Annotated in this window: 20 protein-coding genes; 10 read left to right on the top strand and 10 right to left on the bottom strand. The window is 48.4% G+C overall.

Annotated elements, in window-relative coordinates; all coding sequences use genetic code 11:
* Window positions 1-4 precede the first annotated feature (4 nt).
* The gene (locus tag UM402_RS10415) at window positions 5-337 is read left to right on the top strand and encodes a VanZ family protein (protein ID WP_058576203.1); all 333 of its coding nucleotides are present in this window, start codon (window positions 5-7) and stop codon (window positions 335-337) included.
* Here UM402_RS10415 and srmB read toward each other — a convergent pair.
* The 8 genes from srmB to UM402_RS10375 all read right to left on the bottom strand — a co-directional run bounded on the left by srmB (window position 334) and on the right by UM402_RS10375 (window position 10,481).
* Window positions 334-1,587, bottom strand: a complete 1,254-nt coding sequence (srmB, locus tag UM402_RS10410; protein WP_322295307.1) for an ATP-dependent RNA helicase SrmB — start codon at window positions 1,585-1,587, stop codon at window positions 334-336. The two genes, UM402_RS10415 and srmB, sit on opposite strands and share 4 nt — an antisense overlap.
* 22 nt (window positions 1,588-1,609) lie before the next feature.
* Window positions 1,610-2,458: a universal stress protein gene (locus UM402_RS10405; RefSeq protein WP_058576205.1), complete on the bottom strand. Its 849-nt coding sequence runs from the start codon at window positions 2,456-2,458 to the stop codon at window positions 1,610-1,612.
* 14 nt (window positions 2,459-2,472) lie between these two features.
* Window positions 2,473-3,963 carry a SulP family inorganic anion transporter gene (locus UM402_RS10400; RefSeq protein WP_058576206.1) on the bottom strand — a complete coding sequence of 497 codons (1,491 nt, stop codon included), beginning with the start codon at window positions 3,961-3,963 and terminating at the stop codon, window positions 2,473-2,475.
* Window positions 3,964-4,200: 237 nt separating this feature from the next.
* Window positions 4,201-5,412, bottom strand: coding sequence for an organoarsenical effux MFS transporter ArsJ (gene arsJ / locus UM402_RS10395; protein WP_058576207.1), 1,212 nt, complete (start codon window positions 5,410-5,412; stop codon window positions 4,201-4,203).
* Window positions 5,412-6,407 (bottom strand): ArsJ-associated glyceraldehyde-3-phosphate dehydrogenase, encoded by a 996-nt coding sequence (locus UM402_RS10390; RefSeq protein WP_058576208.1) that lies wholly within the window; start codon window positions 6,405-6,407, stop codon window positions 5,412-5,414. The genes arsJ and UM402_RS10390 overlap by 1 nt, the downstream gene beginning before the upstream one ends.
* Window positions 6,408-6,636: 229 nt before the next feature.
* Window positions 6,637-7,674: an ACR3 family arsenite efflux transporter gene (gene arsB / locus UM402_RS10385; protein WP_058576209.1), complete on the bottom strand. Its 1,038-nt coding sequence runs from the start codon at window positions 7,672-7,674 to the stop codon at window positions 6,637-6,639.
* Window positions 7,661-8,401: a metalloregulator ArsR/SmtB family transcription factor gene (locus tag UM402_RS10380; protein ID WP_053953724.1), complete on the bottom strand. Its 741-nt coding sequence runs from the start codon at window positions 8,399-8,401 to the stop codon at window positions 7,661-7,663. Before UM402_RS10380 ends, arsB begins: the two co-directional genes overlap by 14 nt.
* Before the next feature lie 418 nt (window positions 8,402-8,819).
* Window positions 8,820-10,481, bottom strand: coding sequence for a dipeptidyl-peptidase 3 family protein (locus tag UM402_RS10375; RefSeq protein ID WP_058576210.1), 1,662 nt, complete (start codon window positions 10,479-10,481; stop codon window positions 8,820-8,822).
* A 98-nt stretch (window positions 10,482-10,579) separates the two neighbouring features.
* Here UM402_RS10375 and UM402_RS10370 point away from each other — a divergent pair, with 98 nt between their 5' ends.
* Window positions 10,580-11,428, top strand: coding sequence for an HDOD domain-containing protein (locus tag UM402_RS10370; protein ID WP_058576211.1), 849 nt, complete (start codon window positions 10,580-10,582; stop codon window positions 11,426-11,428).
* 6 nt (window positions 11,429-11,434) lie between these two features.
* Here the strand turns inward: UM402_RS10370 and rdgC are convergent, their stop codons facing one another.
* Together rdgC and UM402_RS10360 are read right to left on the bottom strand one after the other, a co-directional pair.
* On the bottom strand, window positions 11,435-12,325 hold the full coding sequence (gene rdgC, locus UM402_RS10365; RefSeq protein ID WP_053953727.1) for a recombination-associated protein RdgC: 891 nt from the start codon (window positions 12,323-12,325) through the stop codon (window positions 11,435-11,437).
* Window positions 12,326-12,385: 60 nt separating this feature from the next.
* Window positions 12,386-14,119 carry a sensor histidine kinase gene (locus UM402_RS10360; RefSeq protein WP_058576212.1) on the bottom strand — a complete coding sequence of 578 codons (1,734 nt, stop codon included), beginning with the start codon at window positions 14,117-14,119 and terminating at the stop codon, window positions 12,386-12,388.
* Window positions 14,120-14,303: 184 nt separating this feature from the next.
* On the opposite strand from UM402_RS10360, the gene UM402_RS10355 reads away from it, so the two are divergent.
* From UM402_RS10355 to UM402_RS10320, 8 genes are all read left to right on the top strand, one after another.
* Window positions 14,304-15,119 (top strand): DUF3450 domain-containing protein, encoded by an 816-nt coding sequence (locus UM402_RS10355; protein WP_058576213.1) that lies wholly within the window; start codon window positions 14,304-14,306, stop codon window positions 15,117-15,119.
* Window positions 15,120-15,131: 12 nt separating this feature from the next.
* The gene (locus tag UM402_RS10350) at window positions 15,132-16,511 is read left to right on the top strand and encodes a MotA/TolQ/ExbB proton channel family protein (RefSeq protein ID WP_058576214.1); all 1,380 of its coding nucleotides are present in this window, start codon (window positions 15,132-15,134) and stop codon (window positions 16,509-16,511) included.
* Between the two features lie 2 nt (window positions 16,512-16,513).
* Window positions 16,514-17,044, top strand: coding sequence for a MotA/TolQ/ExbB proton channel family protein (locus tag UM402_RS10345; protein WP_058576215.1), 531 nt, complete (start codon window positions 16,514-16,516; stop codon window positions 17,042-17,044).
* Window positions 17,045-17,065: 21 nt separating this feature from the next.
* Window positions 17,066-17,473 (top strand): ExbD/TolR family protein, encoded by a 408-nt coding sequence (locus tag UM402_RS10340; protein WP_053953732.1) that lies wholly within the window; start codon window positions 17,066-17,068, stop codon window positions 17,471-17,473.
* A 6-nt stretch (window positions 17,474-17,479) separates the two neighbouring features.
* Window positions 17,480-18,085, top strand: coding sequence for an energy transducer TonB (locus UM402_RS10335; RefSeq protein ID WP_053953733.1), 606 nt, complete (start codon window positions 17,480-17,482; stop codon window positions 18,083-18,085).
* Between the two features lie 11 nt (window positions 18,086-18,096).
* Window positions 18,097-19,359, top strand: a complete 1,263-nt coding sequence (locus UM402_RS10330; RefSeq protein WP_058576216.1) for a tetratricopeptide repeat protein — start codon at window positions 18,097-18,099, stop codon at window positions 19,357-19,359.
* A 128-nt stretch (window positions 19,360-19,487) separates the two neighbouring features.
* Complete coding sequence (locus UM402_RS10325; RefSeq protein WP_058576217.1) at window positions 19,488-20,453, top strand: porin; 966 nt, start codon at window positions 19,488-19,490, stop codon at window positions 20,451-20,453.
* 80 nt (window positions 20,454-20,533) lie between these two features.
* Window positions 20,534-21,445, top strand: coding sequence for an AEC family transporter (locus UM402_RS10320; RefSeq protein WP_058576218.1), 912 nt, complete (start codon window positions 20,534-20,536; stop codon window positions 21,443-21,445).

The raw sequence follows: 21,445 nt of genomic DNA, 5'->3' as shown, positions 1-21,445 counted from the left end.
ATTTATGCTGGCAAGAGTGCTGTTTTTTATTCTGTTAACCGTCACCACGGTGTTGTTTTTATGGCAATTTCCAACGACTGGTGCCCAAAGTATACCTTACTTAGATAAAGCGGTTCATTTTGGAATATTTTTTGTGTTGGCAATGACCTTTCATAAAGCCTTTGCCCTGTCTGCACGATTGTCGCTGTTATTTTTAGCCTGTTACGGCTTGGTTATTGAAGTCGCACAAAGCTATGCACCAGGACGCGGTGCCGATGTCTACGACTGGATAGCCGACGCTTGCGGTGTTATTGCTTACTTTGGCTTACACCATGTATTAAAAAAGTCGCGTTCTTAACGCGACTTTTTAGGTTTTTTCGACTTAACCGGCTTTTTCCCTTTCGTATCTTTCTTCGCCTTTTTCTTAGGCTTAGACTTTTTCGTCGACGGGAATTTGTGTTGAGGACGAAGCCCCTCAATAACACGCCTGTCGAGCTGTGCATCTAAATAGCGCTCAATTTTGCCAAGCAATAGAGCATCATGCGCTTCGATTAATGAAATTGCTGTACCTTTTTGCCCACCACGAGCGGTGCGGCCAATACGGTGCACATAAACGTCAGCTTGTTTCGGTAAGTCGTAATTAACCACCAGGGCAATGTCATCAATATCCAGTCCGCGGGCAGCGACATCGGTCGCAACTAGCGTGATGTTCTGGTTTTCCTTCAGCGTATTAATAATTTGCTGACGCTCGTTTTGAGGCATGTCACCTCTTAGAGTGACAATTTTACGTGTATCAGTAAATTCACTGCGCAGGAAGTTAGCAACTATTTCAACCCGCTCACGAGTACGCACAAACACAAACTGGCGGCCGTCAAAGTCTTTTAGGGATGAGACTAAAAGCTTACGCTTGTGCTCATCGGTGTCAGCCAAATGAACCCACTGAACAATTTTACCGCGCTCGCGCTTGGGTGGTTGCACGTCAATGTACTCGGGCTCTTCCAGCAGTTCTTTAGAAAACTTAATAACCCCAGAGCTACCCAAAGTTGCTGAGAACAACAGCGACTGCTGTCTGTGTCGCGCTTGCAACGCCATTTCTTTTACCGTAGCGGCGAAACCCATGTCCAGCATCCGGTCGGCTTCATCAATAACCAGCCACTCAACGCTTTCTAAGTTGTATTGTTCGGCTTCCAGTAAGTCCATCAGACGACCTGGCGTCGCGACCACAATGTCGTGGCTTTTTTCCAACTGAGACAGTTGACTGCCATAATTGATACCACCAGTGACAACCACTGACGACAAACCCGTTGCTTCAGAAAACAGTGAGGCTTGCTGGTGTATTTGCTCGGCTAACTCACGCGTCGGAGCTAACACCAAAATGCGCGCCGGTCCCGGTTGTTTACGAGGAAAATCCAGCAAATGCTGCAGCGCGGGCAATAAAAAGGCCAGCGTTTTGCCGGTACCTGTTGGCGCACTCACTAACAAGTCCCGACCGTCGAGCGCTTGTGGAATACTTAATTGTTGAACCTTGGCCGGCTTGTTTAAATCGGCCGCTTTAAGAACGCCAATTAAGCGATCATCCAGTTCTAACTCTTCCCAGTCTGGGACCATCTTCTTTCCTCTTAAAAAGCAATTAACGCAACAACAGCAAAGCCGAGTTGGTTGTTTGTAAAATACTGGTGGTGGTACTGCCGACCAGGAATTGACGAATGCGGGAATGACCGTAGGCGCCCATAACCAACACGTCAATATTGTGCTCATTCTGATACGCGTGCAGCGTTGGCTCAACCTCGCCCGAGCGTATTTCAAAGCGTACATCGTGGCCAAGCTCTCGCAGGTGGTTCGCGGCCGACTCAATTGAGGCATGATTGTCGTTGGTGTCAGCGCCAACCATGACTAAATGCAGCGGTAAACCTCGGAATATAGGGCTTTCAGCCAGCAAGCGTATACCTTTTCGAGAAGAGTCACTGCCATCATAAGCCAACATCACGCTTTTCGGTTCAGTAAACTCTTCAGGCGCCACCAGAATAGGGCGGTGCATAGTTCTTACCACGGTTTCCAACTGGCTACCGACACGGTTAGTACGAGTTGTGTCCTCGCCGTGTAACCCCATAACCAACAGACGCATAGAGTCTTCAATTTCATGCAGCGACTCGGCTAAGTCACCATGACGCTGGCGCAGATTGACCTGTTCGACACCATCTTCCAAAGCGCGAGCTTTCGCGCTTTCCAGCATATGATGCCCTTGTTCAAGCGCTAACTTACTGCGTTGTTGGTCGAGTTCTGCAAGCTGTTCCAATAATGCCTCACGACTACCTAAACCAATATTGCCCGTCATATCCGTTTCAGTCGGATAACGCGCTTCGTCCAGTACGTGGAAAAGCGTCAGTGGCGTTTCCAGCCGCAGCGCTGCCCAGCTGGCGTAATCGCAAACCGATTGCGTCGAGGCAGATCCATCAATACAAGCAACAACATGTTTCATCATCGAATTCCTTTTTAGTGGCCGCCGATTAATTTATCAACCGCTTCTGGTTTGTCATGAACACCAAAGCGATCCACGATGGTGGCACTGGCTTCGTTCAGCCCAATTACTTCGACATCAGCGCCTTCACGACGGAATTTAACCACAGCGCGGTCGAGTGCTTCAACGGCGGTGATATCCCAGAAATGGGCATCACTGACATCAATAACAACCCGTTCGACACCTTCTTTAAAGTCAAATGCGGCAAGAAACTTCTCAGACGAGCTGAAAAACACCTGTCCAATAACACGGTATGTGCGTTTTATGCCGTCGGCATCGATGTCTGACGTAATGTACAGATAGTGCCCGATTTTATTGGCAAAGAACATAGCGGCAAGCAATACGCCGACTAATACACCTAACGCCAGGTTGTGCGTTGCGACAACGACAGCAACGGTGCTCACCATAACGATGTTGGTCGATAGCGGATGCTTCTTTAAGTCTCGGATAGAGCTCCAGCTAAAGGTACCAATGGAGACCATGATCATGACAGCAACCAAAGCAGCCATGGGTATTTGTATTAAAATACTGTCCAATACCAAAACCATAATGAGCAGGAAAATACCCGCAACCAGTGTGGATAAGCGCGTACGACCACCTGATTTTACATTAATAATCGACTGACCAATCATGGCGCAACCCGCCATACCGCCGAGTAATCCAGAGCCTATATTGGCAATACCCTGACCTTTACATTCACGATTTTTGTCGCTGGACGTGTCGGTTAAGTCGTCAACAATGGTTGCTGTCATTAGTGACTCGAGAATACCGACAACGGCAAGTGCCGCAGAGTATGGGAAAATGATTGCTAATGTTTCGAAGTTTAACGGAACGTCAGGCCATAAGAATATCGGCAGGGCATCCGGCAGTTCGCCCATATCACCAACGGTGCGAATGTCTAAGCCTAAGAACACGGCAACAATGGTTAAAGAAACAATACAAACCAACGGAGATGGTAAAATTTTTCCGATAACCGGAATGTAAGGAAAGCCATAAATAATAGCCAGGCCAGCCGCCGTCATTGCATACACATGCCAGGTGACATTAGTCAGCTCGGGCAGTTGTGCCATAAATATCAAAATAGCCAGGGCATTCACAAAGCCTGTCACCACCGAGCGCGAGACAAAGCGCATGAGGTCCCCTAACTTGAGGTAGCCCGCAATTATCTGCAGCACACCGGTCAACAGAGTGGCGGCTAGCAGGTACTCAAGCCCGTGGTCTTTGACCAGGGTGACCATAAGCAACGCCATAGCGCCCGTCGCAGCGGAGATCATACCCGGGCGACCGCCGGTAAATGCGATAACCACCGCAATACAGAACGACGCGTACAAACCCACCTTCGGGTCAACACCGGCAATGATAGAAAATGCGATAGCTTCAGGAATTAGCGCTAGGGCAACGACAATACCTGAGAGCAAATCACCACGTATATTAGAAAACCAGTTCTGCTGGATAGACTTCAACATAGTTAAATGACACCAAATTTTTAAACACAATAAAGTATAAGTGGCCGGAATATGGCCAGAAAAGCAGTGAACAGCCTACTGCGCACCTGTGACAGGGAAATGACGGCTAGGGTGGCGTAATACGCGTCAGCACGTAGGTGGCTCCTTATGGTTTGAGGCTGGTCAAAAAAAGAGCGCGAATTTTAGCATAAAATGTGCCAACTACAAGTGCTTTCCACATCGGCGTAGCCTGACATATCAGACGCGATGCTGCTCCCGCTCGGGCAAAAAGCTAATTGCAGCCGTGGATAATAGCAATAGCAGCGTTGATATCATTAGGCAAGTAACCAGCCCCCATTGTTGATACACCCAACCCGATAAAATGGTGCCCAGCAGACGGCCAGCCGCATTCGCCATGTAGTAAAAACCAACGTCTAAAGACACACCGTCGGCCCGTGAATAAGAAACAATTAGGTAACTGTGTAAGGATGAATTAATGGCAAACAGAATGCCGAACAGTCCTAAACCAATAATAATGCTTTGGGCAACCGGCAATTGTTGCCAAAGCGCCAGGGTTAACGCAAGCGGACTCAGCGTCAGTAACGCATTCCATACTACCGCCTGAGTTTTTGGTACGTTATCACCATTTCTCGTGAATTTAGGCGCAATGCTTTGCACAAACCCGTAGCCAATAACCCACAAGGCTAAGAAGCTGCCGACCTGCCAGTGGTTCCAGTCCAGTTGGCTGGCTAAGAACACCGGGAGTGCCACCACAAACCAGACATCGCGGGCACCAAAGAGGAGAAAACGGGCACCCGATAAAATATTGATCGGTCGGCTTTTAGATAAAATGTCTTTGAATTTAGGCTTGAACTTAGCTTTGCCGGATTCTTTTTTCAGGAAGATTAAGCTACCGACCCAAACTACGCTGAGCATAATTGCCATGGACAGCACTGCCCCCTGAAAGCCAATTAACGTCAGCAACAAGCCACCCAGGAAAAAGCCAACGCCCTTTAAGGTGTTTTTTGAACCAGTGAGTATGGCCACCCACTTATACAGCTGAGCCTGTTTGTCGTCCGGCACCAATAGCTTAATGGTGCTTTTGGCGCTCATTTTATTGAGATCTTTGGCAATACCGGACAGCGCCTGAGCCGCCATCACCCAAATAACAGTGAGCATAGAGCTGGGTACCAGCAGCATGGCCAGTGCCACAATTTGTATGCCGAGCCCAATGTTCATGGTGCGGTTGAGTCCCCATCGAGCCCCCAGCCAGCCACCAAACAGGTTGGTAACTACACCAAAAAACTCATAGAACAGGAACAACATCGCTACTTCTAACGCACTGTAACCCAACTGGTGGAAGTGCAGCACCACCAGCATGCGCAGCGCGCCGTCAGTCAGGGTAAAGGCCCAGTAATTACCGGTAACAATTAAATATTGGCGTATTGCCGGCGACAGCTGACGCAGCATTATCCGACCTTTTCGACCAGTTCAACCGCGCGGTTGGCATAACCCCATTCGTTGTCATACCAGGCATAGATCTTAACGTGGGTACCGTTAATGACCTTGGTGGACAGCGCATCGACAATGCTGGAGCGCGGATCGGTTTTGTAATCTATCGACACTAACGGGCGCTCTTCGTAACCCAGAATGCCTTTTAGCTCACCTTCTGCGGCTTCTTTCATCCAGCCGTTGATCTCTTCCACCGAAGTGGCCTTTTCGACTTCGAACACACAGTCGGTTAACGACGCATTGGCAAGGGGTACGCGAACCGCATGGCCGTCAATCTTGTCCTTAAGCTCCGGGAAAATCTCGACAATAGCCGTTGCTGAGCCGGTAGACGTCGGAATCAAGCTCATGCCGCAGGCACGGGCACGGCGCAAGTCTTTGTGTGGCGCGTCCAGAATGCTTTGGGTGTTGGTCAAATCGTGAATAGTAGTGATAGACGCGTGTTTAATACCAATTTTGTCCTGCAGTACTTTGACTACCGGCGCCAGACAGTTGGTGGTGCAAGATGCAGCAGTGACTATTTGATGTTTTTCCGGGTCATAAAGGTGATCATTAACGCCCATAACAATGTTCAGCGCACCGGGCTCTTTGACCGGAGCTGATACGACAACTCGTTTTACGCCTTGTGACAGGTAATCATTCAGAACCTTTACGGTTTTCATTTTGCCGGAAGCTTCTAAAACCACATCACAACCACTCCAGTCGTTGTCAGCAATGGTTTTGTGTTGAGTGAAAGCTACGCGTTCATCACCAATTTGAATGGCGTCGTCCACACCTTCAGCTTCATAACCCCAGCGACCGTGCACCGAGTCAAAATTCAGCAAGTGCGCAAAGGTTGCCGCATCAGCGCCTGGGTCATTCACCTGAACAACCTGCAGCTCAGGATTGTTCCAAGCCGCGCGCAAGGCTAAACGCCCAATACGCCCCAAACCGTTAATTCCAACCTTAATCGTCATAAAAGACTCCTTATGTATCTTTTATCTGCCCGTTATAGGGCTTTGGGGGAGTTTACTGTCTTGTTTCGCTTGAGCATTGAACCTCCTGTGGCGGAGACGTTACGAGTTCATCCATGAACGCTTGACGAAGGCCATCCTTGGCCTTCGACACTCCACCACAGGAGCTTCAACACTCATAACGCTTACAAGACAACAAACTCCCCCTTCTATATCTAAAGGGTTTTAGCATTCATGATTTAAACCAGTGTTTCGTCTTATTCGCGAACCACACTAAAGAGAGCATTACCGGAACTTCAACCAGTACACCAACAACCGTGGCTAACGCTGCGCCGGACTGCAAGCCAAATAGACTGATAGCCACAGCCACTGCTAGTTCGAAAAAGTTTGAGGTACCAATCAAGCAGGCCGGAGCCGCAATTCTATAAGGCAAGTTAATCAACAACGCGATAATAAAAGTGATAGCAAAAATGCCGTAGGTTTGTATCAGCAATGGCGTTGCTATCATGGCAATGTCCAATGGACGTGTAAGCAGAACTTCCGCTTGAAAGCCGAACAGCAGTACGACCGTTAGCAATAGCCCGATAATAGACCAGGGCTTCATGCGCGTATCAAAGGCTTTCAGTGCGGGCTCGACATTATGCTGTCGCGATGTTGCTTTGCTCTTTAGCCGCTGGCGCGTTAACAGCCCGGCAATAAGCGGTGCCACGACGTATAGGCCAACACTTATCAGCAAGGTTTGCCAGGGCACAATAATATCGGTGATACCCAGCAGCAGAGCGGCAATGGGGGCGAAGGCAAAAATCATAATGACGTCGTTGACCGACACCTGTACCAGCGTATAGCTGGCATCGCCTTTGGTCAGCTGACTCCATATAAAAACCATAGCCGTACACGGCGCAACACCGAGTAGAATGACCCCGGCCAGGTACTCGTTAGCAGTTTCGGGCTGAATGAAATCAGCAAATACGCCTTTGAAAAACAGCCAACCCACGAACGCCATTGTAAATGGCTTAATAAGCCAATTAATAACGACCGTTAAAATAAGCCCTTTCGGCTCTTTAGCAATTTGGGTAATAGATTCGAAGTTTACCTGCACCATCACCGGATAAATCATCAGCCATATCAGTACCGCTATAATCAGGTTAACCTGCGCAAACTCAATACCTGACAGCACTTCGAAAATTGCCGGGAAGACATTGCCCAGTAAGGTTCCTGCAATAATCGCCAACGCCACCCAAACCGATAAAAACCGTTCAAACACACCCATTATCGACATCCTTGACCTGTTGAGGAATTAACGACGCGTGATAAGCCGCCGTGGTTTTAATCATAGTCGCCATCCAGTCCTGTAGGGCGGGATTAATTCGATAATACACCCAGCGCTGATCTTTACGGTCGGCTAATAAGCCGTATTCGCGCAGTTGCGCCAAATGCCGCGACACTTTTGGCTGTGACATACCAGTCGCGTCCACGAATTGGCAAACACATAACTCACCATGGTGTTGCAGCATTAGAATCATTTTCAGGCGCAGGGGGTCAGCCATAATTTTGAAGAACTCATGAGGTGCATCAAACAGCTGCGGACGGTCACTTTTCTTGCGTAAAATAAGCAACAGCATCTTTATACGCTCGCTTAATTCATGCGCCGTTTTCTTAAAAGCATCCGCTTTTTTGCTGGTCACCGGGTCGGGGAAGTCCCAGGCAATGAAGTGCTGATCACCGCACAAAGCTTGGCACTCAGTGCGAGCCCGATCACACAGGCTTATCACGTAATCAAAGCTATTGAGATCAATATCAGCAAGCGCTTTTGAATGCAGCCCATCAGTTTCAACACCCAAGTGCTCTAATGCCGCTAAAGCACCCGGCTCAGGTTTTGTCGGCTCAGTACCCGCACTGGCAACCTCAAAGTCATCACCAGCAAACTGCCGAAAAATAGCCTCCGCCATCAAAGACCGCGCAGAATTCGCCGTACATAGAAACAAAACTTTCGTCATCAGGTAACACCATATATTCGATATTCCATATATATGTTATACCGAATATATTGACTGCGCAATAGCCAAGCTGGGAGGAGGGCCGGTTATCACTTGTTTCGCTTGAGCATTGAACCTCCTGTGGCGGAGACGCTACGAGTTCATCCATGAACGCTTGACGAAGGCCATCCTTGGCCTTCGACACTCCGCCACAGGAGGTTCAACACTCGTAACGCTTACAAGTGAGCAACCGGCCCTATCTACCATTGGTCGTGTGGGGGAATGGACCATGAGTGCGCCCAATGGTTTCGGGAGCTACTGAGGAGGTGTGCAGCGCCATGGATGGCGCTGCCCAAGCCCTACAGGGATGTATTCACGGGCGTCCTCCGCAGTAGCTCCTGAAACCTCAGCGCTCGTGGTTTCAGCCCCACTCTCACAGCTAAAGCCCCAGCACGTCTTTGCCTTGTTTGAAGGTGACGTCAACCGGGATGCCGGCGTCGGCGAGTTTGTCGAGGTCGGCTTTGAGCTGTGGGCTGACAACGCCTAAGGTTGCAACCAGTTCAGCCACACCGTTGTAGTCACCGTCGCCTTGCAGGGTCAGGATTTTACGAGACAAGCTATTCATGGCGGCACGCATTTTGTCCATATCAATGGCGTATTGGCCTTTTTCATTGCGCTTGAAGGCACCTGCATCGGCAAAGTAGTTGAAACGAATCATGTTGGCTTTGCCGTGGGCACTGGATGCACCAAAGCGCACTGAACGGAAAATACTGGCCATAAAGGTGGTGTAATAGTCTTCCAGTTCACCTTCAGCTAAAACGCCTTGTTCAAACAGCTGAGTCACCATGTAAAGCCCCAGAATATCGGCTTTACCTTCTTCCAGTGCTGAAGCGTGTTCTTTCAATGCCGAACGCACGGTACCTTTGTCATTCAGTGTGTTTTTAATACCCAGGCCGTGTGCCACTTCATGGAACATGGTATTGGCGAAGAACGCATTAAACGTAATGTTTTCGCGCTGCTCCGGTACAATTAACTGCTCGGCAATAGGTACCAGAATTTTATCGAACTTAGCCTGCATGGCGTTTTTCAGCTGTAAGCGGCGGGTGCCTTTTTCTAGCTGAACTTCTTCGTCGTTAGGCAGGTTTATCGCAATAGTTTTGCTGCCGGCGTTTGAGTGCCCCGCATAGTAGACTGCATCGTAAGCGTTCAACTGGGCATTGGCGCCCGGCATTTCTGCTTTATAAGCGTCTTCAACTGGCAGGCCACGTTGCAATTCGGGCAGGTATTCAGCGTATTTCGCTAAGCGCTTGCTCCATGCTTTGTCTTTAATCAATACGTAAGACTCAAACGCGGTTTTGTAGCCGTATAAATGGTCTTCGTAGTTTTCGATAGGGCCAATAACCACATCAACATCGTTGTCGGTCATCTCCATCCAGGCCATATCAGACGGCTGATACTCGTTGCTTAAAAACGCCTCGGCGCGCAGGCGCAAATACTTCGCAAAGTCTTCGCTTTCCGCAAGTTCAGCGGCTTGACGCAGTAACTCCGCCGCTTCAGTCAGTGAATCATTAAACGCTTCAGAGTAAGGAACCGTCATTAAGTCGCCGTTTTCATCACGACGCAATAATGTATAAAGGCTGTCTTTGTCAGCAAGCTCTGCATTTTCAAACTCGGTTTTGGTCATATCTTCCGGGTAGAAGTTAGCGCCTTCAGGCTTATCGTCAAAGCCGGTTAAAAAGGGTTGGTTGTTGTTAAGGCGATCCCACGGGCCATAGTTAATCACTGTGAATTCTTTAGCCCGCTTTTCAACTTTAGCCAGCAGCTCGTCTTTGCTGCCCGGGAAAGCTTGCTGCCAGAACAGATCATCCATTATTTTCGACGCATCAATCAGTAAGCCGATCATTTTCTTCTGGTCGCTGGACAAGTGCGATAGGTCACTGGTCAATTCATATGGCGTGTAAATATCGAGTCTATGCTCTTTTCCTTCAACCAATTGGTAGCTCTCAGGGGCTGCGGTTTCGGTACTTTCAGTGGTTGTTTGTTGACCGCAGGCGGCTATAGCAAGCGCCAGCGGCGCAATAAAAAAGGCTGATTTTTTCATAATGATACTTTTGTCAAATTGAGTTGTTGGAAAGTTCTGTTAATCTACTGCTATGCCTGACTAGAAGCAATAGAATAACCATAAAAAAGGATCTCTCAATGGCATCGCAGAATGCGCTTTATTTACTCATTGATGAACGGTTGCAGCGTGACGAACTTACCTTGCCGGGGCTACCGAAAACGGCGGAGCAAGTGCGTAACGCCACGCTCGATCCTGACTGTAATTTGCATGACCTTGCGCATATCATTCAGCAAGATGCGGTATTGTCAGCCCGGTTAATACGACTGGCAAACAGTGCCTATCTGGGGGGCCGAAACAAGGCAGAAAGCCTGATGCAGGCGTTAACACGTATTGGCATGCGTCGAATTCGCACGCTGGCTTTTGCAATGGCAATGGAGCAGGTGTTTAAACCCGACAACGACATTGTGAAGATGTTCTCAGAGCAATACATTAAGGAAAGTCGGCAAATTGCAGCAGCGTCGGTGGTTATTACGAAAGACCTCCAACGCCGCGGAATAGGGCACCGGCTGCATCAGGACGTCTCTCTGCTGGCAGGCATGGTATCCAGAATAGGGGTAACACCTATTCTAAGAATGGCCAGTGAATTCGAGGACAGCTTTGCAAACCCAACGTTTATTAACGAATGTATTTCACAGCTAAGTTCGCCGCTAGGCACCAATATTTTGAAATACTGGCAGTTCACACCAAACTTGGTGCAGGTGCCACTACATTACGATAAAGGACGTACCAACCTCGACGACGCCATTACCGTTAACTATTGCGACATTGTGCATTTAGCGAGCCTTTTAACCGGAAATAATTCAGGCGAAAGACAGAACGTGACCGTGGTGGAGTATGAAGTAAGAGGGGTTATTGAAAGCGCGGACTTCTGGCAGCAAGACTCGACTCAAGAGTCTTACCACCAGGTGCTGGACTTATTTGGCTAACTCGCGTTACTCAAACGCCTTTTTCAAATCATCAAATAGCTGCCCGGCTTCGCCGCTAATTAGTGCAAAATCGGCATCCACTTTCTCTTCCGGGGTTGGGTCTACCAAATCATCTTTTGCGTCCAGTAGTACGTCGGTTGGCTTAACACGTTTTAGTGCCATATCGGCTTCAAGAATAAACTCCAAGTTTTCCTGCCACACCAAACCTAACCGAGTCACTTGCTTACCGGCAGTTAAATGAGCCTGAATGTCGTCACGAGTCAGGTCTTCTTGCTTACAGCGAATGATGCCACCGTCGGCCTGAGGTGAACGCAGCTCTGCTTCGTCGCCCAGTTCAAAGGGGGCAGGAATGTCTTGTTTTTGTAGCCAGTCGGTCAAGTACACTTCAACTGCCTCAGACGGGCTGAAAGGTCTGACAGGTAAAGACCCCACTGAGCCACGCAATAAACCAAGAAAATCTTCTGCTTTATTCGCCGCCGACTCGTCAACCGCAATAAATTGACGGTCTAAATCAATGTAGCCCCAGCTTAAGCGAAAACGGCTAAACGCCTGTGGCAATAACTGATGAATTAAGTCTTCTTTTAAGTTTTGTTTTTCTTTGCGCGGCACAGAGCGGCCTTCGGCTTCACTAATCTGACGGACTTTTTCATCGAGTTGAGCATTAACAACCGTGCTGGGAAGCACTTTTTCTTCTCGCTTAGCGCAGAGTAACCAGCAGTTACCGACGCTATGGGTTAACGTCTCGTTGTCTGGGCCAAAGGGAGAGAACCAGCCAAAACTGCTTTGCTCAGTGCGAGAGCACGGATGAAAACTATGCTCCGCTAGCTGCTCTTCAAAGTTTTCGGGCAACGAGAAGTTTTCACTGAAATGATAAAAGCGAAGGTTTTTAAACCACATAAATAAGGGTTCCTGTCCGGCATTAGAAACCCTGAATTGTATCGACTAACGGCGTCTGTGTCAGTTTAAAACCTGTACAGGAAATGAAAAGGTGTAAGTCAGCCCTTCACCCGGTTGACTGGTGGCGTCAATATCGCCCTGCAGGGTTTGGGTAACCAGGTTACGTACAATGTGAGTTCCCAAACCACTGCCACCGTCATTGAGCTTAGTGGTGAAAAATGGGTTAAAGAGCTTGGTTAAAGCGTCTTCTGAAAGACCATTGCCGTCGTCTTTATAAACAACATGAAGCTCGCTGTCGCGCAGCTCAATATCAATGATCATGGTACCTTGCTCAATGCCGTCGAAGGCATGACGTAATGAGTTTAAAATTAAATTGGTAAATATTTGCGACAGCGCACCCGCCGGGCAACGAATAAATAAATCGTCGGCACAGTTCAATTCTATTTTATGCTTGGTTTTCTTTAAGTGCGGTTGCAGCGACTGAATCAGCTCTTCTATGTAGCGTTTCACATTTATATCGCGAATGGCGTCAGACGCCTGGTCGACCGCTACCTGCTTAAAGCTACTGATAAGATCAGAGGCTCGATGCAGGTTGTTATCCAGTAAGCTGAGGCTTTCTCTGCCTTCTTCTATAAACTTTTGTAGTTGTTGCTGTGTCAGCTCTTTACTGGTCAAAGCCGAATCCAGCGAATCCAGTTTTTCTCGCAGGTAAGAAGCCGCAGTCACACTAATGCCTATTGGTGTATTCACATCGTGAGTAATACCGGCAACAAGTCCACCTAACGACGCCATTTTTTCCGACTCAATAAGTTGCTGCTGAGTTTCGCGTAAGTGGTTCAACGACGACTCAAGCCGCTGGTTAGACTGACGCAGCGTGTTTTCCATAGCACGACGCTGGCTAATCTCTTTTTCGAGTTTTTCCTGTCGCATTTCCAGTTCGTTTTTGCGCTGTTCAAGATCCAGCATCACCTGGCTGAGGCGAGAGGTTTTGCGGGCCACCTCCTGCTCTAAAATCGCATTTTGTTCATCCAGCTGTCGGTTTGCCGCTTTCAGTTTATTCTGTGTGCGTTCCAGGTCAGCCTGATATTCTTCAATGTTATCGAGTAACTGATTATACGCCTGCTCAATAAGTACCAACTCGTTATTGTGTTGGTCTTTTAAGCGAATGCGGGAGCGCTCGAGGTTATCCAGGCGGAAGCTCTTAATTTGCTGAGTTAAGTCATTGAGCGGGCGGCTCAACATGCGGCTGAATGCGACCGTAAACAGAATAATTAAAAAGGTACTCTTTATAAGCGCGTTACCAATAATAAAGCCCAAACTGACTTTAATGCGGTCTATGGCTATGTCTCGCGTTGAAAACAGGCTAACGTCGCCGACCTTGGTGGAATGCCCGGAAAACTCGAAAATGAGCGAGTTGTGGTAGCCAAAAATACCGTTACGCTCAGGAAGCAGAATTCCTTCACTGGCTTCTTCGGGCAAGTCAGATATTTCTGAGGTTTCACCCAACTGAACCAAAATATTACCGGCGTCGTCGCGAATCAATACTCCGGCAATAGCCGGAATGCCAATAAGGCCGTCGGCGATGCTGTCAATTTGGTCACTATTAAATTCCCAAAGTGAGCGCGTCAAAGACCCATTAAAGGTTCGTTGCTGGTTTTGCAGCTCGGCAATCAGTATGCGCTTGGTATCAAAGTATTCCGCACCAATTTGTACTGCAGTGACAATAAGCGTCAGCACAAAGTAAACGGACAGAACCCGTGTCAGCAGCGATGATGAAATACTTTTGATGGCCATATAAAAGAGGTGTGTGTAAATTTTTTGTCAATATGACCTTAAACTAAATCATTGCTACCCATAACGCAATAAAGCAAAGCGCCCAGCCCTAAGCAATTGACATAAAACTGACACATTTTGGTCATTAAGCTGTCACTAAAACTCACTAAAGTTGCCACAAATTAATTCACAAGGGTCATAACTTATGAAGTTCATTACCTCCGCTGGCGCTTTCGTTTTAAGCTCTGCGCTTTTTTTACCAGCGCTGACAACTGCGGCGTACGCAGCTCCAATACAAGAGCAGGACAAACTTGAGCCTGTTGTTGAAGAAGCCTCTTCAATTAACCAGTCCGCGCGTCAGTCACAACTGACCATTGACCAAATTTCAGACAACATGCAAGAGCGTTTGCAACAGTATAAACGCATCATGAAGGAAATTGATGGTTTAAAAGTGTATACCGCACAGCTTGAGCAGCAAATTGGTAACCAACAAGAGGAAAAGCAAGACATCAATGACTCAATAGACAAGGTCAGTTATGTCGAGCGTCAAATTACTCCGCTGATGTTACGCATGATCGACTCGCTCGAGTCTTTTGTTGAACTGGACGTTCCGTTCCTTGAAACCGAGCGTAACGAGCGTTTAGTGCAATTAAACGACCTGATGGAGCGCGCCAACGTCGACGTTTCTGAAAAGTTCCGCCGTGTTATGGAAGCTTATCAAATAGAAGCAGACTACGGCCGCAACATTGAAGCCTACACGGCAGAGCATGAAATTAACGGCCAACAGCAAGACGTCACTTTCCTGCGCATTGGTCGGGTAGCGCTTATTTATAAAACCCGCGACGGTCAGCACCTGGGTATCTGGAATCAGCAGGAACGCAACTGGCAAGAACTTGATAGTAAGCACTTACCAGCCGTTGAAGAAGCTATCCGCATAGCCCGAAAACAGTTAGCACCGGACATGCTGATGATGCCCGTTTTTGCTAACAAAGCCGCCACAAACAGCGCCGCTGGCCAATAAGGAGTCGCACCAATGAAATTAACACAACGAATTGTTCAGTGGTTCTCAGTTATTGCGCTGGCAGCGACCTCAAGCGCTGCACTCGCCGCGCCGCTGCCGCAAGACCCAATTAACTTAGACCAGCTGTTACAGCAGTTGGAGCAGGGTAAGTTCTCGCAGTCAGAGAGTAATAAGCAACGCGAGCAGCGTTTCCGCGAAAAAGAGCAAGAGCAAAAAGCCATGCTCGAAGACGCAATTGCTCAAAGAAACCAATTGGAGCAACGCGCCGAGCAACTGGAAACTGATTTTGAACAGAACGAAGTCGATTTAGGCAACTTAAGCGACACTCTGACTCAGCGCATGGGCTCACTCAAAGAGCTGTTTGGTGTGCTGCAGCAGGTTGCTAATGATGCTTCAGGCAAGTTCGACAACTCGGTTATTTCAGCGCAGTACCCAGGCCGTTCAGATGCGCTTGAGGAGCTAGCAGAAAACATGAGCTCGTCGTCTAAACTGGCGTCTATTGAAGACATTGAAAGTGTCTGGTTTGCCCTGCAAGAGGAAATGACCGAATCGGGTAAAGTCGCTGAATTCACGACTGAGGTGACAGCAGCCAACGGCGACAAAGCTGAACAAGAAGTCGTTCGTGTTGGTGCTTTTAACCTGGTTTCAAATGGCAAGTATTTAGAGCGCATGAGCTCAACCGGATCTGTTGCTGAGCTGGTACGCCAACCCTCAGGTCGCTATCTGGACACTGCTGAAAATATCCAGCAAACCGACAGTGGCATTGTCACATTCGGCGTTGACCCAACAGGCGGCTCAATTCTTGGTTTATTAGTTCAGGCACCAAGCTTAGGTGAGCGTATCGACCAAGGCGGTACCGTGGGTTACATCATTCTTGCTTTGGGTGCTATTGGCTTGCTGTTTGCGTTAGAGCGCTTTGTGTCACTGATGCTACTGGGCAACAAAGTGAAACGTCAGCTTAAGAAAGACAAGCCAAGTCAGGACAACCCGCTGGGTCGAGTCATGCTTATTAAGGACAAGTATCCGCAAGCCGACACCGAAACGCTGGAGTTGAAGCTCAGTGAAGGTATCTTGCGCGAAGTTCCTAAAATTACACGCAACCTGACGTTCATAAAAATCATTTCTGTGGTCGCACCGTTGATGGGTCTGTTGGGTACCGTGACAGGCATGATCAATACCTTCCAGGCGATAACACTATTCGGTACGGGTGACCCGAAACTGATGGCAGGTGGTATTTCTCAAGCCCTGGTCACAACCGTACTCGGCTTGGTGGTCGCAATACCCATGACCTTATTGTTTGCCACCTTACACACTCGCAGTAAAAACCTGATTCACATATTGCAGGAGCAGGCGTCCGGCATTATTGCGGAGCGCTCAGAGCGAGGAGAGTAACCGTGTTATTTCTCATCGAGTTTAATAATGCGATTAGAGATTTCATTGAGGCTGGCGGGCAAGTCCTGCTGGTCATCGGAATCCTCATTTTTAGTATGTGGTTAATGATTCTCGAGCGCATTTTTTACTACCTGAAAGGGCATCGTGCGCGTGTTAAAGACACGCTTAAGCGCTGGCAGCAACGTGAAGACAAGTCATCCTGGAACGCAGAGCAAATTCGTCAGGCAATGATCTCACGCGTCGGGTTGGCTCTGGGCGGTAACTTACCAGTGATAAAAGCCTTAGTCGCGTTATGCCCGTTGTTGGGTCTTATGGGTACCGTTACCGGCATGATTGAAGTGTTCGACGTTATGGCAGTAACTGGTACCGGCAGCGCCCGCTCTATGGCATCGGGGGTGTCAAAAGCCACTATCCCGACAATGGCGGGCATGGTTGGCGCACTGTCCGGCGTATTCGCCGCCACCTGGTTACAGCGCACCACCCGTCGCGAGCGCATGAAGCTGGAAGACAAAATACTTTTAGAGCGTCACTAAGGTGAGGCTGAGGAAACAACTATGAAACAGCATTTTGCCAACTTAATTGAAGAAGAAGAGAGCAACATCGACATGACGCCCATGCTGGATGTGGTGTTCATTATGCTGATTTTCTTCATTGTTACCGCGTCTTTTGTCAAAGAAGCGGGTATCGATGTAAACCGCCCTGACGCAGCAACGGCGGTGCAGAAGAACCGTGCCAACATACTGGTTGCTATTAGTGACAACAATGAAATTTGGATAAACAAACGTCAGGTGGATGTGCGTGCAGTGCAGGCTAACATCGAACGCTTGTATGCGGAGAATCCGCAAGGCTCTGTGGTGATTCAGGCCGACGAAGAGTCGAACACACGTGTCCTGATTAAAGTAATGGACGCAGCGCGAGCCGCTGGTGTGTATGACGTATCTGTTGCAACTGACGAAGAGTAACCCGCAATGAGACTTTTGGCAGCATTATTGGTCGCCGCGTTTGTCACTATTGGACTGTTTTACTTGATGCAGTCGTTAATAAGCGGTGGCGAAGGGGCAATGAGCGAGCCGCCGCGAGGCAGTGTGCTGGACTTTGTGCGTACACCAGAGCCTGAAGAAGTGCAGGAAAAGGAGCGTAAGCCTGAGCGTCCCCCAGAGCCTGAACAGCCGCCTGAAGATTTGCCGCAACCACAAATGGATAACGACATTGCTGATGCGGATAGCGGCTCAGGTTACGACTTCTCGGCCGGTATGGATGCCGGTGCCGACATTGGCAATGGCATGTCACTGCAAGCCAGCGACGGCGAGTATCTGCCTATTGTGAAAGTGCAGGCGGCTTACCCTCGGCGTGCGTTACAGCGTGGTATTGAAGGTTATGTGGTGGTGGAATTTACTGTGACCAAACAAGGCTCGGTGCGTGATCCTGTCGTTGTCCAGGCAGAGCCGGAAGGCATTTTTGATCAGGCCGCCATGGATGCGGTACTGAAGTTTAAATACAAACCACGGGTCATTGACGGCGAAGCGGTAGAAGTGGACGGAGTCAGAAACCGCATGACCTTCGAAATGAACTGATTGGGTGACTTATGAATATGAAATTTGTGGTTATTGCCGCCTTAAGTGGCTGGATAGCGTTAACGCAGCCAGTGCTTGCACAACAGACAGAACGTGTGCCAGCACTGCGCGAAAAAGTATATGGTCAGCTGGCACGGGCGCAGGAACAAGCCGACAGCGGTAATGTTCAGCAAGGGCTCAGCATACTGTCAGACATTGAAGGTAAAGCCGACAGTATGAACAGTTATGAACGCGCCATGCTCTGGAACTTCTATGGTTTTATGTATTACGAGCAGGACCAAATAAGCCAGGCCATTAACTATTTTGAAAAAGTCGTGAATGAGTCGCCAATTCCCGAGTCGCTCAAAAAAAGTACCTTGTTCAGCCTGGCTCAGCTGGCGTTAAGCGAAGGTCAGTATCAACGCTCTGTAGAATTTCTGGGGCGCTGGGAAGCGTTGGCTGAACAAGACGAATTGGGCAAAGCCTGGGTATTAAAAGCGCAAGCCTTTTATCAGTCGGGAGACTTTAATAAAGCGCTGCCGCTCATTGATAAAGCCATTGCTAATGCCGACGCCAACAATAAAACGCCCGACGAAAACTGGTTAATTCTCAAGCGCGCACTGCACTACGAACTACAGCAGCCGAAGCAAGTTGCCAAAGTCATGGAACGCCTGGTCACAGACTACAGTAAACCGGAATACTGGCTGCAACTGGCAGGCGTTTATGCGCAGTTAGAGCAGGACAAAAAGCAGTTAGCGGTTTTGGAAGCGGCGAATCAGCAGGGTTTTATTGAAAAAGCCAGCGACTGGCGTCAGCTCGCACAAGCGTACTACTTTAATGAACTGCCGTTCAAAGCAGCTGAGACATTAAGCAACGCCATGCAAAAAGGAACGGTTGAAACGAACGTAGACAACCTGAAGTTTGTGGCGCAAGCCTACGCTCAGGCAAAAGAGTACGAATTAGCCATTCAGGCCTATGAGAAAGCGTCAGAGCAGGTCGACCATGGCGACTTTGCCGCGCAAATTGCACAACTGCATTTAAACCTGAACAATAATGACCAAGCCATTAAGTACGTTGAACTAAGCCGTAATAAAGGCCAGGTTTCAAACCCGGGACATTTGCATTTAGTAGAAGGAATGGCGGCGTTAAATTTAGAAGACTACAAACTGGCGCTACAAGCCTTTGAACAGGCAAGCGAATATGAAAAAACAGCATCTGCTGCAAAGCAGTGGTTAAAGTACGCGAAAGCGCAATATCGACAAAAGGAGCAGTTGGCTTCGTTAATTGACTTATAGCTGTCATAAAGATGTAACAAAAAAGACATAGAATTGACTCATGGCAGAAAAATAACTGCAATAATTCTTATCGTGTCGATAATGCGGTTAAGAATTAGGCAGTTTAGTAATGAGTTAATGAGGGTTCTATGAAAAAGTCTTTAATTGCGTTGTTAATTGCAGGTGCCACGTTTCCAGCATTTGCGAACGATGATGGCACCTTGACCGTTTATGGTCGTGCCAATGTGTCTTTACAAAGTAATGACACTGGTGACGGTGCTGAAGCCGAAGTAGTCAGTAACGCGTCGCGCTTCGGTTTTAAAGGCGCGGCTGAGCTTAAGAGCGACTTGGAGGTATTTTATCAGCTTGAATTTGGCGTTGATCTGGCAGACTCCAGCGACGACAAAGATGCGGTAACTAATCGTAACCAAGTTGTTGGCCTGCGCGGTAACTTTGGTGAAGTCATGATTGGCCGTTACGATACCTTCCTGAAGGACTCGCAAGGCTCTATCGACGCGTTTAAAGACTACGAAGCAGACCTAAAAAGCTTATTCGTTGGTGAGGAACGCCCGGACAACACGGTAACCTATTACTCGCCAACCTATAACAACTTCACCTTTGGTGTGACTTACATTGCATCTGAAAACGACGCAGAAGATGACGGCGTTTCAATGGGGGTGTTGTACGGAGACGACAAACTTAAGAAAACACCATTTTACGCTGCCATTGCGGTTGACCGTGACGTCGACGGTTACGACACCGAGCAACTCAGTGTGCACACCAAATTAGGTGACTTTAAATTAGGTGCCGCTGTTCAGCAGTTTGAAAGTACCGACGGCCTGGAAGACGGCGACGGTTATTTGCTGAGCGCGACTTACCCAATTAATAACTGGGTATTGAAAGGCCAATATCAGTCAGTCGACGAAAGCGGTGAAAGCGATGCGTCGTTCTCGTTCGGCGCTGACTATCATTTCACCGGTGACACTCGTGTTTACGCATGGTACACCGGTCGTGAGTGCGACATTGCCACCTACGAAAGCCGTGGCTGTGGTGCAACACCAGGCGCAGAGCAAGACTTTTTCGCCGTTGGCATTCGCCACGACTTTTCCTGGTAAGCGTCTAAAGCAGACTAATGTAGCCTGATCGCCTCGGTCAGGCTACACTATAGGCGTCATTCTCAACCTCTGTACTTAATATGACCAACCTGGCGGTACTTGGCTTTTACCTACTTATTGGTTTTATTCTAAAACGCTCCGGGAAGTGCCCCGACAACACGGCCGAAGTTCTTAACTTATACGTTATTTATGCTGCGTTACCCGGCGTTATTTTTAGCAAAGTACCAGGTCTGGAATTTTCCGCTGACTTACTTATTCCGGTTATTATTCCCTGGGTGCTGCTGGCGTTTAGTGCCGTGTTTATCTTCCTTATTGGCAGGGCACTGAACTGGCGCAAAGAAATTGTCGGCGCTCTGTTAGTTTGTGTTCCTTTAGGGAATACTTCTTTCTTCGGTTTTCCGATGATAGAAGCCTTCTACGGCAGCGACGCTATTGCCTATGGTTTGCTCTATGACCAGTTTGGCTCGTTCTTCGGGTTGGCCATTTACTCAACCGTTATTATTGCGCTTTATAAAGACCAAGACGAAAAGCCGACCGTGGCAGGTGTTTTTAAAAAAATTATTACTTTCCCGCCGTTTATCGCTTTGGTGCTGGCGCTGTTAACCAAAAGCCTGAGTTACCCGGATGTTTTCCAGCGCCTCATTGAGTCATTAGCAGTCACCTTAGTACCGGTCATTATGATAGCCGTTGGCTTTCAGCTGAAGTTTCGTCTGCCCAAGGGCAGTAAAACACCGTTGGCCATTGGCTTGTTAACCAAACTGGTACTAATGCCGGCGGTCGCTATGTTACTGCTCTTCAGTTTTGGCTTCGACAGCACACTTATTCAAGTTACTGTCTTTGAAGCGGCTATGCCGCCGATGATAACGGCTGGTGCCGTTGCGATTATGGCGGGTTTGGCGCCGCGGCTATCGGCAGCCATGGTCGGTTACGGCATACTACTGGCCTTTATCACACTGCCGTTAACCTACGAATTAATGCAATTTTTGGCGTAA

This window comes from Idiomarina sp. OXR-189 (assembly GCF_034373425.1).
GTDB lineage: Bacteria > Pseudomonadota > Gammaproteobacteria > Enterobacterales > Alteromonadaceae > Idiomarina > Idiomarina zobellii.
This window is presented reverse-complemented; position numbering and strand designations above follow the sequence as displayed.

Coding starts and splice junctions, on each gene's coding strand:
- UM402_RS10415 (WP_058576203.1), top strand. CDS start 5: ATGCTGGCAAGAGTGCTGTTTTTTATTCTGTTAACCGTCACCACGGTG.
- srmB (WP_322295307.1), bottom strand. CDS start 1,587: ATGGTCCCAGACTGGGAAGAGTTAGAACTGGATGATCGCTTAATTGGC.
- UM402_RS10405 (WP_058576205.1), bottom strand. CDS start 2,458: ATGAAACATGTTGTTGCTTGTATTGATGGATCTGCCTCGACGCAATCG.
- UM402_RS10400 (WP_058576206.1), bottom strand. CDS start 3,963: ATGTTGAAGTCTATCCAGCAGAACTGGTTTTCTAATATACGTGGTGAT.
- arsJ (WP_058576207.1), bottom strand. CDS start 5,412: ATGCTGCGTCAGCTGTCGCCGGCAATACGCCAATATTTAATTGTTACC.
- UM402_RS10390 (WP_058576208.1), bottom strand. CDS start 6,407: ATGACGATTAAGGTTGGAATTAACGGTTTGGGGCGTATTGGGCGTTTA.
- arsB (WP_058576209.1), bottom strand. CDS start 7,674: ATGGGTGTGTTTGAACGGTTTTTATCGGTTTGGGTGGCGTTGGCGATT.
- UM402_RS10380 (WP_053953724.1), bottom strand. CDS start 8,401: ATGACGAAAGTTTTGTTTCTATGTACGGCGAATTCTGCGCGGTCTTTG.
- UM402_RS10375 (WP_058576210.1), bottom strand. CDS start 10,481: ATGAAAAAATCAGCCTTTTTTATTGCGCCGCTGGCGCTTGCTATAGCC.
- UM402_RS10370 (WP_058576211.1), top strand. CDS start 10,580: ATGGCATCGCAGAATGCGCTTTATTTACTCATTGATGAACGGTTGCAG.
- rdgC (WP_053953727.1), bottom strand. CDS start 12,325: ATGTGGTTTAAAAACCTTCGCTTTTATCATTTCAGTGAAAACTTCTCG.
- UM402_RS10360 (WP_058576212.1), bottom strand. CDS start 14,119: ATGGCCATCAAAAGTATTTCATCATCGCTGCTGACACGGGTTCTGTCC.
- UM402_RS10355 (WP_058576213.1), top strand. CDS start 14,304: ATGAAGTTCATTACCTCCGCTGGCGCTTTCGTTTTAAGCTCTGCGCTT.
- UM402_RS10350 (WP_058576214.1), top strand. CDS start 15,132: ATGAAATTAACACAACGAATTGTTCAGTGGTTCTCAGTTATTGCGCTG.
- UM402_RS10340 (WP_053953732.1), top strand. CDS start 17,066: ATGAAACAGCATTTTGCCAACTTAATTGAAGAAGAAGAGAGCAACATC.
- UM402_RS10335 (WP_053953733.1), top strand. CDS start 17,480: ATGAGACTTTTGGCAGCATTATTGGTCGCCGCGTTTGTCACTATTGGA.
- UM402_RS10330 (WP_058576216.1), top strand. CDS start 18,097: ATGAATATGAAATTTGTGGTTATTGCCGCCTTAAGTGGCTGGATAGCG.
- UM402_RS10325 (WP_058576217.1), top strand. CDS start 19,488: ATGAAAAAGTCTTTAATTGCGTTGTTAATTGCAGGTGCCACGTTTCCA.
- UM402_RS10320 (WP_058576218.1), top strand. CDS start 20,534: ATGACCAACCTGGCGGTACTTGGCTTTTACCTACTTATTGGTTTTATT.